Origin of the sequence: Oceaniovalibus sp. ACAM 378 (assembly GCF_008085915.1) — a bacterium.
Taxonomy (GTDB): domain Bacteria; phylum Pseudomonadota; class Alphaproteobacteria; order Rhodobacterales; family Rhodobacteraceae; genus Oceaniglobus.
In genome coordinates, this window is the sequence record NZ_VSJK01000011.1 from 86,128 (window position 1) to 98,892 (window position 12,765).

General features: G+C 61.0%; 15 protein-coding genes. 12 read left to right on the forward strand and 3 right to left on the reverse strand.

What is annotated here, in order from left to right:
* Window positions 1–297: 297 nt before the first annotated feature.
* From FQ320_RS15800 to soxA, 12 genes are all read left to right on the forward strand, one after another.
* Window positions 298–792: a TRAP transporter small permease subunit gene (locus tag FQ320_RS15800; protein WP_255509540.1), complete on the forward strand. Its 495-nt coding sequence runs from the start codon at window positions 298–300 to the stop codon at window positions 790–792.
* Entirely contained in the window at window positions 789–2,336 is a 1,548-nt protein-coding gene (locus tag FQ320_RS15805) for a TRAP transporter large permease subunit (protein ID WP_148473938.1), read from the forward strand. Before FQ320_RS15800 ends, FQ320_RS15805 begins: the two co-directional genes overlap by 4 nt.
* A gap of 39 nt (window positions 2,337–2,375) precedes the next feature.
* On the forward strand, window positions 2,376–3,443 hold the full coding sequence (locus FQ320_RS15810; protein ID WP_148473940.1) for a TRAP transporter substrate-binding protein: 1,068 nt from the start codon (window positions 2,376–2,378) through the stop codon (window positions 3,441–3,443).
* Window positions 3,444–3,524: 81 nt separating this feature from the next.
* Window positions 3,525–3,803 carry a hypothetical protein gene (locus tag FQ320_RS15815; RefSeq protein WP_148473942.1) on the forward strand — a complete coding sequence of 93 codons (279 nt, stop codon included), beginning with the start codon at window positions 3,525–3,527 and terminating at the stop codon, window positions 3,801–3,803.
* Window positions 3,804–3,831: 28 nt separating this feature from the next.
* Window positions 3,832–4,281: a (2Fe-2S)-binding protein gene (locus tag FQ320_RS15820; RefSeq protein ID WP_148473944.1), complete on the forward strand. Its 450-nt coding sequence runs from the start codon at window positions 3,832–3,834 to the stop codon at window positions 4,279–4,281.
* Between the two features lie 14 nt (window positions 4,282–4,295).
* Entirely contained in the window at window positions 4,296–6,470 is a 2,175-nt protein-coding gene (locus tag FQ320_RS15825; RefSeq protein WP_148473946.1) for a xanthine dehydrogenase family protein molybdopterin-binding subunit, read from the forward strand.
* 72 nt (window positions 6,471–6,542) lie between these two features.
* Window positions 6,543–6,818: a cytochrome C gene (locus FQ320_RS15830; protein ID WP_148473948.1), complete on the forward strand. Its 276-nt coding sequence runs from the start codon at window positions 6,543–6,545 to the stop codon at window positions 6,816–6,818.
* A gap of 5 nt (window positions 6,819–6,823) precedes the next feature.
* A complete protein-coding gene (locus FQ320_RS15835; protein WP_222861617.1) occupies window positions 6,824–8,080 on the forward strand; it encodes an NAD(P)/FAD-dependent oxidoreductase in 1,257 nt (418 codons plus the stop codon).
* A 19-nt stretch (window positions 8,081–8,099) separates the two neighbouring features.
* A complete protein-coding gene (soxX, locus tag FQ320_RS15840; protein WP_255509541.1) occupies window positions 8,100–8,501 on the forward strand; it encodes a sulfur oxidation c-type cytochrome SoxX in 402 nt (133 codons plus the stop codon).
* Window positions 8,498–8,944 carry a thiosulfate oxidation carrier protein SoxY gene (locus FQ320_RS15845; RefSeq protein WP_148473954.1) on the forward strand — a complete coding sequence of 149 codons (447 nt, stop codon included), beginning with the start codon at window positions 8,498–8,500 and terminating at the stop codon, window positions 8,942–8,944. The genes soxX and FQ320_RS15845 overlap by 4 nt, the downstream gene beginning before the upstream one ends.
* A gap of 4 nt (window positions 8,945–8,948) precedes the next feature.
* On the forward strand, window positions 8,949–9,269 hold the full coding sequence (gene soxZ, locus FQ320_RS15850; RefSeq protein WP_148473956.1) for a thiosulfate oxidation carrier complex protein SoxZ: 321 nt from the start codon (window positions 8,949–8,951) through the stop codon (window positions 9,267–9,269).
* Window positions 9,266–10,024 carry a sulfur oxidation c-type cytochrome SoxA gene (soxA, locus tag FQ320_RS15855; RefSeq protein ID WP_148473958.1) on the forward strand — a complete coding sequence of 253 codons (759 nt, stop codon included), beginning with the start codon at window positions 9,266–9,268 and terminating at the stop codon, window positions 10,022–10,024. Before soxZ ends, soxA begins: the two co-directional genes overlap by 4 nt.
* A gap of 83 nt (window positions 10,025–10,107) precedes the next feature.
* Here the strand turns inward: soxA and FQ320_RS15860 are convergent, their stop codons facing one another.
* The 3 genes from FQ320_RS15860 to FQ320_RS15870 form a co-directional block, all read right to left on the reverse strand.
* A complete protein-coding gene (locus FQ320_RS15860; RefSeq protein WP_148473960.1) occupies window positions 10,108–11,061 on the reverse strand; it encodes a glutaminase in 954 nt (317 codons plus the stop codon).
* A 197-nt stretch (window positions 11,062–11,258) separates the two neighbouring features.
* Window positions 11,259–11,921 carry a peptide-methionine (S)-S-oxide reductase MsrA gene (gene msrA / locus FQ320_RS15865; protein WP_148473962.1) on the reverse strand — a complete coding sequence of 221 codons (663 nt, stop codon included), beginning with the start codon at window positions 11,919–11,921 and terminating at the stop codon, window positions 11,259–11,261.
* A 147-nt stretch (window positions 11,922–12,068) separates the two neighbouring features.
* Complete coding sequence (locus FQ320_RS15870) at window positions 12,069–12,620, reverse strand: cupin domain-containing protein (RefSeq protein WP_148473964.1); 552 nt, start codon at window positions 12,618–12,620, stop codon at window positions 12,069–12,071.
* Window positions 12,621–12,765 lie beyond the last annotated feature (145 nt).

The following is a 12,765-nucleotide window of genomic DNA, read 5'->3' on the forward strand; positions in this document are numbered from 1 at the left end:
GGTCATCAAAATCTATTCTCCGGGTGGTTTGATCGAAGAAGACTGGACGGTGTGGCCAGAGCACAATGAAGACCCGACCCGGAGCCGGTGATGTATTGGGTTCCATCAGCACATATTGGTTCAGCGGTTGCGGCGGGGATGGCCTTTGGTTTGTCCATTTGTTAGAACGCGTTGAAGTAAGGGCATTGACCGGGCCACTGGAATTGCACACGGACCGGACCGCATTCGGGTTTATGTCTTGTGGCAATCTGACCCCCAAACACGTCAAGGGCGACACAAAGACTGATGGGGGAACAGGTGCGGAGCGGCTTTTTATCGGTCTGTCGTTGGCTTGACCGGATCACCACCGGGCTTTGCGCCACCGCCTGCGCAGTTTTGACCGGTGCCGTTCTGGCCATTGTGATTCTGCGGTTTGGTTTTGATACGGGCTTCATCCGGTTGCAGAACCTTGCCGGCTATGCCTTTGCAGTGCTGATGATTCTGTCGCTGCCCTATTGCCTGCGGCGTGGCGGCCATGTCCGGGTCGAAGTTTTTTCCGAACGTATGCCTGCGGGATATGGTCGTGCTGCGGATCTGGCGGCGCTGGTGATGTTCCTGATCCCGGTGTTTGGCTTGATGGTCTGGGCCTGGCTGCCCGATCTGGCCTATAGCTGGAAGATCCTTGAGGGCGCGATCGAGACCGGCGGGTTAGGTGGCGTATTCCTCATCAAGACCGTGCTGCCCGTTGCAGGTGTGCTGATGATCCTGCAGGGGATCGCCGTTCTGCTTGATCCGACGTTGACCGCAGAATGATCGCACATGAGGCCTATCTTGCCGCCATGATCCTGGCGCTTTTTGCCGGAATCCTCAGCGGTATTCCGGCGATGCTGGCGATTGCGGGCGTGCCTTTGGTGATGGCGGTCATTGGCAGCCTTACGGGCGTGTTCGACATTGGTTTCCTGAACTTTTTTCCGGCGCGGGTTTATGGCGTCATGTCGAACCCCCTGCTCATGGCGGTGCCGCTGTTCGTTCTGATGGGTGTGCTGCTCGAGAAATCGCGTCTGGCAGAAAGCATGCTTGAGGTTTTGGGGCGGATGCTGGGCGGGACGCCGCGCGGTATGGCGCTGTCGGTGCTGGCGTTTTCCGCTATCATCGCCGCCTCGACCGGGATCGTCGGTGCGACGGTGGTGATGCTGGTGCTGATCGCGCTGCCGACGATGCGCGAGGCAGGAATTCCAAATCGGCTGTCGGCCGGGATCATCTGTGCAAGCGGCACACTGGGGCAGATCATTCCGCCCTCGATCCTGCTGGTGCTGCTTGGCGATCAGATCGGCAACACTTATCTGGAGGCCCAACAGAAGGCCGGCAACTTTGCCCCCGATCCGGTTTCGGTGGGGGATCTCTTTGCCGGGGCTTTGTTGCCGGGGCTGGTGCTGGTCGGCCTATATGGGATCTATATTTTCGTGCGTCTGCGTCCGTCGGCGCGTGGGGCCGTTGCGCCGCGCGCCGCCAAGCCGGTTCAGGTCGAAGAAATCCTGTCAAGTTTTGCGCCACCTCTGCTGCTGATCCTGTCGGTACTCGGTTCGATCCTCGCCGGAATCGCCACCACCACCGAGGCGGCGGGTCTGGGCGCAGTCGGCGCGCTGATGCTGGCGGGTTATCGCTCGGGCGGATCGGGCTTTGGACGCATCCTTGTGTTGACCTCGGTCACCGCCGCCTTCGCGTTGATGGCGCTGCGACTGGCCAGCGATGCGCGCACCGAGGTCGCGAGCCTTGGCGTACTGGCGGCAGTGCTCGCGGTGCTGCTGGTGCTTGGCGTGATCGTTGCGGCGATGCGGCTCTGGGCCAGCGGCGTGTTGCAGGGTGCGGTGGGCGATACGCTGCGTATCTCGGGTATGGTGTTCGGCATCGTGGTCGCGGCTTCGATGTTGGCCTTGGTGTTTCGCGGCTTTGGCGGCGAAGAACTGGTGATCGAGGCGATGGCGGCCGTGCCCGGCGGCACATGGGGGGCGCTGACGCTGGTCATGGTGGTGGTGTTCCTGCTCGGGTTTATTCTCGAGGCGGTCGAAATCATCTATATCGTCGTGCCGCTGCTTGGCCCGCCGGTGCTCGGCGGTGACATCTCGCCGGTGTGGTTCGGCGTCTTGCTGGCGATGAACCTGCAGACCAGCTTTCTCACGCCGCCATTCGGCTTTGCCCTGTTTTATTTTCGCTCGACCGCGCCGCGCGACATCACCACGGCCGACATCTATATGGGGGCCGCCCCGTTTGTGGCGCTGCAACTGGTTGGGCTGGGTTTGCTGATCGCCTTTCCGGCGCTCGCCACATGGCTGCCAAAGCTGGTATTCGGCGGCTAGGGTTTTTCGACTTTATCAACTGGGAGAAGGATACCGATCATGAAACGCAGAACTTTCCTCGCCTCGGGCGTGGGCGTCACTGCTGCCGCTGGCGCGCTTGCCAGCCCCGCCATCGCGCAAGGCAAAATCGAGTGGAACCTGCCGACCGCCTTTCCAAAGAATGCGCCGGGCGTCGGCTCGAACGTGGTGAACTTCGCCGCAAAAGTCGCCGCAATGTCCGATGGACGTCTCAGCTTCAAGGTGTTCGGGGCCGGTGAACTGGTGCCGCCCTTCGCCGTCGAGGATGCCGTGCAGCAGGGCAATGCACCTGTGGGCCACGGGCCAACCTATTACGCCGCAGGCAAGAACCCGGCGCTGCATTGGTTCACCGCTGTGCCCTTCGGCATGACAGCGGGCGAACAGGTCGCATGGCTGAAATTCGGCGGCGGGCAGGAAATCTGGGACGACATCTATGCTCAGCGCGGTCTTGTGCCGTTCTATTCGGGCAACTCGGGGACACAGTCGGGTGGCTGGTTCAAGAACGAGATTAACAGCGTCGAGGACCTCAAAGGTCTCAACATGCGCATCGCAGGTCTCGGCGGTGAAGTGTTCCGCAAACTCGGCGTGAACGCGGTTCTGATGCCTCCGCCGGAAATCTTTCAGGCGTTGCAATCGGGCGCCATCGATGCCGCCGAATGGGTCGGTCCGATGCTGGATCAGGCGTTCGGGCTGCAAAAGATCACCAAGCTGTGCTACCTGCCTGCCCTCACCGAACCCGGCGCCGGGCTGGCCATTGTCTTCAACAAGGATGCCTGGGCCGAACTGACTCCAGACCTGCAAAGCATCTGCGAGAACGCAGCCTATGCCGCCGCGCTGGAGAACCATGCGAATTTCGATTATCATAACGCGCAGGCAATGACCGCATTGCGCGCCGATGGCGTCGATTTCCGCGCATTCAACGACGATATCGTTGCTGCGATGCGGACGGCCTGGCTGGAAGTGCAAGACGAACTGACGGCGGCCAACGAAGATGTGGCACGTGTGCGCGAAAGCTATGACACCTACCTTGCAAGCGCCCAGGATTACGCCCGCGCAATGACTCTGCCGATGCTCGCCGGGCGCGGCTGAACCACGAACAATCGGTCAGGCCGAGATTTCGGCCTGACCCCTGCGCCAACCAGATGCAACCAAGTCACCCGGGTTCCGGACTTGCGCGATATCGACGACATTCCAAACTCATCACCAGTCGATCCGGGCGGTTTGCAGATAGGTCAAACTGTTCAGCAATCCCATCTATCCCTCAGCATCACCCCGCCTTTCTACAGCGCCCGCGCTGCGAGCCCTGTTGACGACCCACGGCTTAAACGCAAGCGACAGCGGGTCGAGACGTTCACCAACAACCAAGCTGATGAATCGTCAGGTGCGGTTGCAAAGAAGTGGACAGGTATCGGGGAGTGTCCTAGCGTCACCTTTGGGATGAAGCTTTGATGAGACCCGATCGGGAGGAGATATTCAAATGAAGTTGATGGTGAATGGCAGTGTTCGGGATGTCGATGCCGAGCCGGATACGCCCTTGCTCTGGGTGCTTCGCGAACAGCTCGGCATGACCGGGACAAAATTCGGCTGCGGTATCGCCGCTTGCGGCGCATGCACCGTTCACCTTGACGGGATGCCGGTCCGCTCCTGCTCGGTCCAGTTGCAGGATCTCGACGAAACGCAAGAGATCGTGACGATCGAGGGCCTGTCCCCTGATCGCTCGCATCCAATCCAGCAGGCCTGGGTCGAGCTTGACGTGCCACAGTGCGGCTATTGCCAATCCGGTCAGATCATGGCCGCCGCAGCACTTCTGGCGGAAACGCCGGACCCCACGGATGACGACATTATCGCCGCGATGACCAACATTTGCCGCTGCGGGACGTACAACCGTATCAAGGCAGGTATCAAACGCGCAGCCGAGCTGAGCTGAGGGAGGATGAGGCAATGACGATACAGACAAAACTTTCGAGACGCTCATTTCTTGTGGCCTCCGCTGCCGGGGGCCTGAGCCTTGGTTTTACCCTGCCTTTCGCGGGACAGGCGGCTGCGCAAGCGGCCGGACAACTGCCAGAGGTGAACGCCTGGGTTGTGATCCGGCCTGACGACACCGTGGTAATCCGGATTGGCCGTCAAGAAATGGGTCAGGGCACACTGACCGGACTGGCGCAGATCGTGGCGGAAGAACTCGATTGTGACTGGGACAAGGTGACCACCGAATATCCAACCCCGGGCGAAAACGTCGCCCGCGAACGGGTTTGGGGCGACTTTGGCACCGCCGGCAGCCGCGGCATTCGGGCCTCACAGCAATATATGCGCGAAGGTGGTGCAGCGGCGCGGATGATGCTGGTTCAGGCGGCGGCAAACCGCTGGGACGTGGACGCCACGAAGTGCACCGTCGCCAATAGCGTGATCACCGGACCTGACGGCCAAACCATCAGCTTTGGCGAGGTGGCCGAAGATGCGGGCAAGCTCGATCCGCCCTCAGAGGTTGCGCTGAAAGATCCTTCGGAGTGGAAGCTGATCGGCCAGCCGGTGAAGCGGCTTGATACAGTCGGGAAGGTCGACGGCAGCCAAGTCTATTCAATCGATCATGTGATGGAGGGTATGCTGAACGCCGCCATCCGGCGCGCTCCGGTCCTTGGCGCCAAAGTGGCGAGCTTTGACGCCGAAGCCGTTTCGGCGATGCCCGGAGTAAAGCACGTCCTTCAGGTGGGCGATGACGCAATTGCAGTGGTTGCCGATACCTGGTGGCGCGCCAAGACCGCTCTTGAAGCGGTGCCAGTGGAATGGACCGATGGTGAGGGAACAGGTTTTGACATGCCACGCATCTACGCGATGCTGGAGGACGGCCTGACGGCAGAAGAGGCCTTCGTCGGCAACCAGCAGGGCGACGCGAAAGCGGCAATCGAAGGCGCGGCGCAGGTTGTCGAAGCCACCTATCACGTGCCCTACCAGCATCACGCCACGATGGAACCGATGAACGCCACCGCGATCTGGACCCCCGAGCGTTGTGAAGTCTGGACCGCGACACAGAACGCCGAGGCAGCTCTCGCTGCGGCATCTACCGCTGCGGACCTACCCATCGAAGCCTGTGACATCCACCGGATCAACCTTGGCGGCGGCTTTGGTCGCCGGGCCACGATGCAGGATTTCGTCACGCAGGCCGTCCTGATCGCCAAGCAGATCCCGGGTACACCGATCAAGATGATCTGGTCGCGTGAAGAGGACATGCTGCACGGGACGCTGCATCCGATCACGATGTGCAAGATGACCGGTGGCCTTGATGCCGAGGGCAATCTTGCAGGGCTTCACATGCGGATCTCGGGACAGTCGATCCTTGCCGGCGTGCGGCCCGAAGGGCTGCGTGAGGGCATGGACCCGATCATGTTCCAGGGGCTCAATCACGATGGAGACGAAGGTCGGCTTGGCTATACGATCCCAAATCTTCTGGTCGATCACGCGATGCGCAATCCGCCGGTCATGCCAGGCTTCTGGCGTGGGGTCTGTAACAACCAGAACGCGTTCTACCTTGAAAGCTTCATCGACGAACTGGCACATGCCGCCGGTCGCGATCCGCTGGAGTTTCGGCGCGCGCTGATGGCCGATCACCCAAAGCATCTGGCGGTGCTGAATGCGGTGGCCGATGGTATTGGATGGGATACCCCTGCTCCGGAGGGGATGTATCGCGGTCTTTGTCAGCACATGGGCTATGGCAGCTATGTGGCTGCGGCGGCCGAGGTGTCAGTGGATGATAACGGACGCTTCAAGATCCACCGCATTGTCGCGGCGACAGACTGTGGCACCGCGGTTAACCCACAACAGATTGCCGCGCAGATCGAGGGCTCGTTTTCCTTTGGCCTGTCCGCGTCGATCTACGGAGAGATCACCATCACCGATGGCAAGGTGAATGAGGAGAACTTCGATACCTATCCGGTTGTGACGATGCACGAAATGCCGGCGGTGGAGTCGATTGTGATGCCATCCGGTGGCTTCTGGGGCGGGGTGGGCGAACCGACGATCTTTGCGGCGACCCCCGCTGTGGTCAACGCAATCTTCGCAGCGACGGGCAAGCGTATCCGCAATCTGCCTTTGTCGAATAACGGCATGTCCCACGTTTGACTGTTGGCAGGTGGGCAGGAACGCGCCCGCCTGCTTTTAAATTCGCTGCGGGTCTTGAGGAGGGAAATGCCAATGCTCGCCGTTTGCGCGCGTGTTATTGCTTTGGCCGCCACGTTGGCGGGAACCGGTGCTCTGGCGGACAGTTTGCCGCCAGCGGGCGCAACCTCCTGTAGCGGCTGTCACAGCGCGCAGATGCTCAGCCTTGACGCGCTGAGCGCCAGTGAGATTGTCCGCGCGCTGGAGGAATTCCGCAGCGGCACGCGGGACGCAACGCTGATGGACCGGATCGCGTCGGGGTTCACAGAGCCGGAATCCGTCGCAATCGCCGCATGGCTGAAGGGGGAATGACTCTCATGTCGACAGACCGACGCAGCTTTCTTGCAACCTCAACCGCGCTGGCACTTTCCGTGCCGTTTGGGGCCAGTGCACAACCCGCCGCGCGCATTGTCGTCGTCGGCGGTGGCTATGGCGGGGCGTCCGCCGCCCGGACGCTCAAGGCGCTTGGCCATGACGTTGTCCTGATCGAGGCATCCGACGCCTTCGTATCCTGCCCCTTCAGCAATACCGTGCTTGGCGGTTTTGGCGAAATGGCTGACATTACCTTTTCCTATGATCGCCTTGCGGCGGCGGGGATTGATGTGATCCATGCCCGCGCCGCAGATGTCGACGCGCAGGCACAACAGGTGATCCTGACCGACGGAACAAAAATAAGCTACGACAGGCTCCTGTTGTCTCCCGGCGTCGACATGAATTTCGACGCGCTTGCGGGTTACGACGCGGCGGCGGCCGAGATCATGCCACACGCCTGGAAGGCCGGGCCGCAGACCGCACTGCTGCGCGCTCAGATCGAGGCGATGGAAGACGGTGGCACGGTCGCAATCTCGGTGCCCGCCAATCCGTTTCGCTGCCCGCCCGGACCCTATGAGCGGGCCAGTCTGATTGCCTATTACCTGAGCACCGCCAAGCCACGCTCAAAGGTGCTGATCCTCGACGCCAAAGATCAGTTCTCCAAGCGTAGCCTGTTCGAAGAGGCTTGGGCGGCGCTTTATCCGGGCATGATCGAATGGGTGCCGCAAAGTTCGGCGGGTACCGTCACGTCCGTCGAACCCCAAAGCATGACGCTGGTGACCGACTTTGCGCGCCATAAGGTGGCGGTGGCGAATGTCATCCCGCCGCAGCGCGCGGGCGCGATTGCCGTCGCGGCGGGCGTCGCGGACGAAACCGGATGGTGTCCGGTGTCCCCAAGCAGCTTCGAATCCACGCTCGTGCCGGGCATCCATGTCATCGGTGACGCCTGTTTCGTCGGCGCGATGCCCAAATCCGCCTTCTCTGCCAATGCTCAGGCCAAGGTTGCAGCCTATGCGATCGACGCAATTTTGCGCGGCGATTCCCCGATGGAACCGCGCCTGATCAACACCTGCTTCAGCCTTGCCGCCCCGGATTACGGCTTTACGGTCGCTGGGGTCTACCGGCCGGTTGACGGGCGTCTTGCAGACATTGACGACGCGGGCGGTACCAGCCCACTGGAGGCCACCCCGGAGATACGCGCCCAAGAGGCAGATTATGCCCGCGCGTGGTTTGCAACAATCACCGCCGAGGCATTCGGTTGAGATGTGGGGAAAAGTTGCATTGGCTGCGGCTGTCCTGACGGCCAGTGGCGCAGTGGCGCAGGGCTTACCGGACCCGCTGACCGATACGCCCGGCGATCCGACACGCGGGCGTGCCGTGGTTGTTGACCGACAACTTGGCCTCTGCCTCCTCTGCCACACTGGCCCGTTTCCGGAGGTGCCGTTTCACGGCGATCTCGCGCCGGATCTGACCGGCGTCGGAACACGGCTCTCGCCTGCCGAAATGCGCTTGCGGCTGGTGGATAGCCGCGCCGTGAATGCTGAGTCGATCATGCCGCCGTATCACAGTCTCGATGGGTTGACTCGGGTTGCCGCCCTTTGGGAAGGTAAAACCATTCTCGATGCACAGCAGGTCGAGGATGTGGTCGCATTCCTCACAACCCTGACGGAGGAACCCGAATGACTTTGACCCGCCGTTCCACATTTGCCCTCGGCCTTGGCCTGCCGCTCATGCTTGTCACCCGCCCGCTGTTTGCCTCGCCCGAAACGATGGGCGCGGCCATCGCCACCTTCACTGCGGGGGCAACACCTGCCGAAGGGCGGGTCTCGCTTGATATCCCGCTTCTGGTCGAGAACGGAAACAGCGTGCCGATGACGGTGGAGGTCGACAGCCCGATGACCGCCAATGATCATGTCACCGAAATCGCAGTGTTTAATGAGCGCAATCCGCTCCCTGATATTGTGCGCTTTCGCCCCTCCCCCGCGCTTGGACTGGCGCGGTTTCAGGTCCGCATCCGGCTTGGGGATACGCAGAAGATCACCGCCATCGCACGGATGAGCGATGGATCCCTCTGGTCTGCCGCGATGACCGTAATCGTGACTGCACCCGCTTGCATCGAAAGCTGATACCATGGCTGATGTCCTTGTGAACATTCCCGAATCCGCAGCACCCGGCGAGATCATAGAGATCAAGCTGCTGATCTCGCACCCGATGGAAACCGGGTTTCGCCCGCTTGCCGATGGAACTTTGCAGCCACGCGACATCATCACTTCCGTGCGCTGTCTTTATGGCGGAGAGACGGTGCTGGAAGTCGATCTGCATCCGGCCATTTCTGCCAATCCGTTTCTGGCCTTTCATCTGCGGGTGGACCGCAGCGATGAGATCGTTCTTGAGTGGACGGATTGGTACGGAGAGGTGCAGCGCGAGGTCAGGCAGATAGAAGTTGTATGACAAAGGTTTGCACGACTGCGCTGGTGATTCTGATGGCCGGCCCAGCCCAGTCTGATGACCGGCGCTCGGGATTTGAATTCATGGGGCCCACGACCCAGTCGATGCAAACCGACGACATGGCCAATCCGGGCATGTTGGCGGTGCTTGCAGGTGAGCGGCTTTGGAACGAGCCGGCAGGACTCTCTGAGCAGTCATGCCAGACATGCCACGGTGATCCGGAGGGGGAAATGCGTGGCGTTGCGGCCCGCTATCCCGCCTTTGATGAGGTTGCAGGAACGGCTGTCGATATTTCCGGGCGCGTTAACCTTTGTCGGACCCGGCACCAACGTGCTGACCCATTGCCGCACGAAAATGCCGACCTTCTTGCGTTGGTCACGCTGATTGGCCTGCAATCTCGCGGTCTTCCGATCCAGCCCGATCCCGACCCGCGTCTCACGGAATGGCGCGCGCGCGGTGAAGCTTATTATGAAACCCGGGTCGGACAGCTCAACCTGTCTTGCGCACAGTGTCACGATGAAAATGCTGGCGGTCATCTGGGCGGCGCGCCGATCCCCGAGGCCCATCCGACAGGCTATCCGATTTACCGGCTTGAATGGCAAGCCATGGGATCTCTCCAGCGTCGGTTGCGCGGGTGCTTCACGGGCGTTCGCAGCGAACCTTGGCCGTACGGTTCGGACGGCTATATTGCGCTCGAAGCCTACCTGATGCAGCGAGCCGCCGGAATGACCATGGAGACGCCGGCCGTCCGTCCGTGACCACCCCACGTGAAAAGGCGGCTTTGCCGCAGCTTGCGACTGACGCCAGCGGTCTTTTCTGGCGTGCCTTGGACCGATGTGCCCTAATGTGGTGCGAAGACCGACCAACCGGTGCGGTCAGCCAACATTTCCAACGCCAGTGACGCCAGTTTTGAATTGCCGACAGCGTTCAGCCCCGGCGACCAACATCCGATTGACGCCCGCCCCGGTGCCACCGCCAGAATACCGCCGCCGACGCCGCTCTTGCCCGGCAGGCCAACGCGAAAGGCGAATTCGCCGGACCCGTCGTAATGTCCGCAGGTCAGCATCAGGGCATTGATCTGCCGTGCCATGCGCCCGGAGATCACCCGCGATCCGCCCGGCCTCAGGCAACCGTCAAACGCGAGGAACCGCCCGGCCATGGCAAGCTGGCGCGCGCTCATCACGACGGCGCACTGGTGGTAATAGACGCCCAGCGTCATCGCCGGCTCACAGGTCACGTTGCCGAAATCGCGCATGAAATTGGCCAAGGCGGCGTTGCGAAACCCGGTCGCCTCTTCGGACCGGGCCACGTTCTCGTCGATAAGAATCTCATCATCGCCCGCCGTATATCGAATGAACTCAAGGATATGGGCGATCGCCTCGCGCGGCTCATAACCTGACAGGATCGCGTCGGTGACGGCGATGGCGCCGGCATTGATGAAGGGATTACGCGGAATCCCCTGTTCATGCTCAAGCTGGACTATGGAATTGAACGGATCGCCTGACGGCTCGCGGCCCACACGGGTCCAGAGCGCCTCGCCCATTTGACCCAAGGCCACTGCCAAAGTGAACGCCTTCGACACGCTCTGGATCGAAAACGGCATATCGGCGTCCCCCGCCGCGATGACCTCGCCCTCGGGGGTGACAATGGCCAGCGCAAACCGGTGCGGATCGATGCAGGCCAGTTCCGGAATATAAGCGGCGACATTGCCGCGGTCCTCGCTCGCGGCCATTTCGGCGGCGATTTCGGTGACGATGGTGCGCAGGGCGCTGGTGCTGAGAACAGACTTGGCCATGGCGCGTTGCCTACCGCAGCGGACGCCGCGCGGCTACAGGTTTCAGCATCGTGCGTTCAGCCCTCGGGCGGCCAAGGGGGGGGCGCATCGGCTTTCGCACAGGCTGCAGTCCGATCCGGCAAAGGCGGGCTTTTGGCATGGTCCGCCCCTGTCCAATCCATCCTGATCTGGATTAGCCAGAATTTTACCCTCTGAAGTTAGTGATGAATAAACGGAGCATCGATACCCCAGAGTTGCTCTACCCGAGAATCCCGCCCACACCCTTTGCGGTAAAAATCATACGCACTGCTCTGACTTTTGGGGCCACCGCGCGTCAGAACAAAACCGTCACCTTTGTAGTAGTTCTGGTGATAGTCTTCGGCCCGGTAGAACGTCCCAGCCTGGAGAAGGGGCGTCACAATGTGTTGGCCCAATTCCTGCTGCGCTGCCGCTTTGGCTTCGGTCGCGATCTTCGCCTGTTCCTCGGTGCCCACGAAAATGGCTGTGCGATACGAGTCGCCCCGATCGCAGAACTGACCCCCAGCGTCTGTCGGATCAACGCTGCGGAAAAACAGGTCCATTATCTCGCGATAGCTGATCTGGCCTGCGTCGAAGGGGATCATGACAGCTTCATAATGTCCGGTGCCGCCTGCCCCAACCTGTTTGTAGGTTGGGCTTTCCGTCGTCCCGCCCGTGTAACCGGAAACCACATCACCCACGCCGGGTACGCCTTCAAAATCAGACTCCACGCACCAGAAGCATCCGCCAGCAACTATGGCGGTCTGCTCTTGGGCTGATGCGTCCTGCGGGGTCAGCACGGATATCGCACCGGCACCTAATATGAGCACCACGACTTTAAGGCGGTTTAGCGCGTGAAACATGATCTTTCCTCCTGCTACCGGCAGCATGGACTCATATATCGCATGATCAAGCGACACGCGCATTTGTCACGGCAGTTTGATTGCCATTCCGTAGCGGGCCAGTACAGGCGGTAAGAATTAGTTCCTTTGATGCAGTTGACGATCCGCCTAGCCGAGATTGTCGCGGACGTCGTTCAGATCCGCATCGACCGAAGACGGTGTTTCGATCCATTCCCGCATCGGCTTGCCCGTCACCGGGTCTTGTGACGGGATGGGGAGCATCATGATACGCTTTGAAGCTTCGCGGCTTGCCACCTCGTCGATCAGATCCTCACGCATGTTGTCCCAGTCACGGCCGTCAGGATAGCCCCCAACGACAAGCACGTCGTCCGAATTGCCGGTCATGGCATGAGAGACGCCAGCCGGCATGACGACCACGTCACCGGCCTCAAGCCGAACCCGCTCCCCGCCCTGTCCGAACAGGTCAAGTTCCATCCAGCCAGCCGCCACGCCAAGGCATTCATGCGTGGTAGAGTGGAAATGCGCATATCCGTAGATCCCGGGATAGCGCCAGTTGTTGAGCCAGCCGTTGTCGCGAAACCGCTCTTTCACGGCGTCCTCGCCACCGCCGGGAACCCCGCCCCGGTAGACAAGCAGCGGAAACCTGCTGTTGGGCAAGAGACCACTGGGCCGAGATGTATATTGTTCGGGGTTCGCCATTATGTTTCTCCTTCGATGGCAGTCGTTCCATGTCCCGGATGCTGCGTGGCGTCGACGCTTCTGTCAATCGAAGCAAGCCTGTTTCGGCAGGTATGGAATTGTTCAGGCCGTCGATCTGGTGCCGCTTACGTTTCACGGTTCGAGA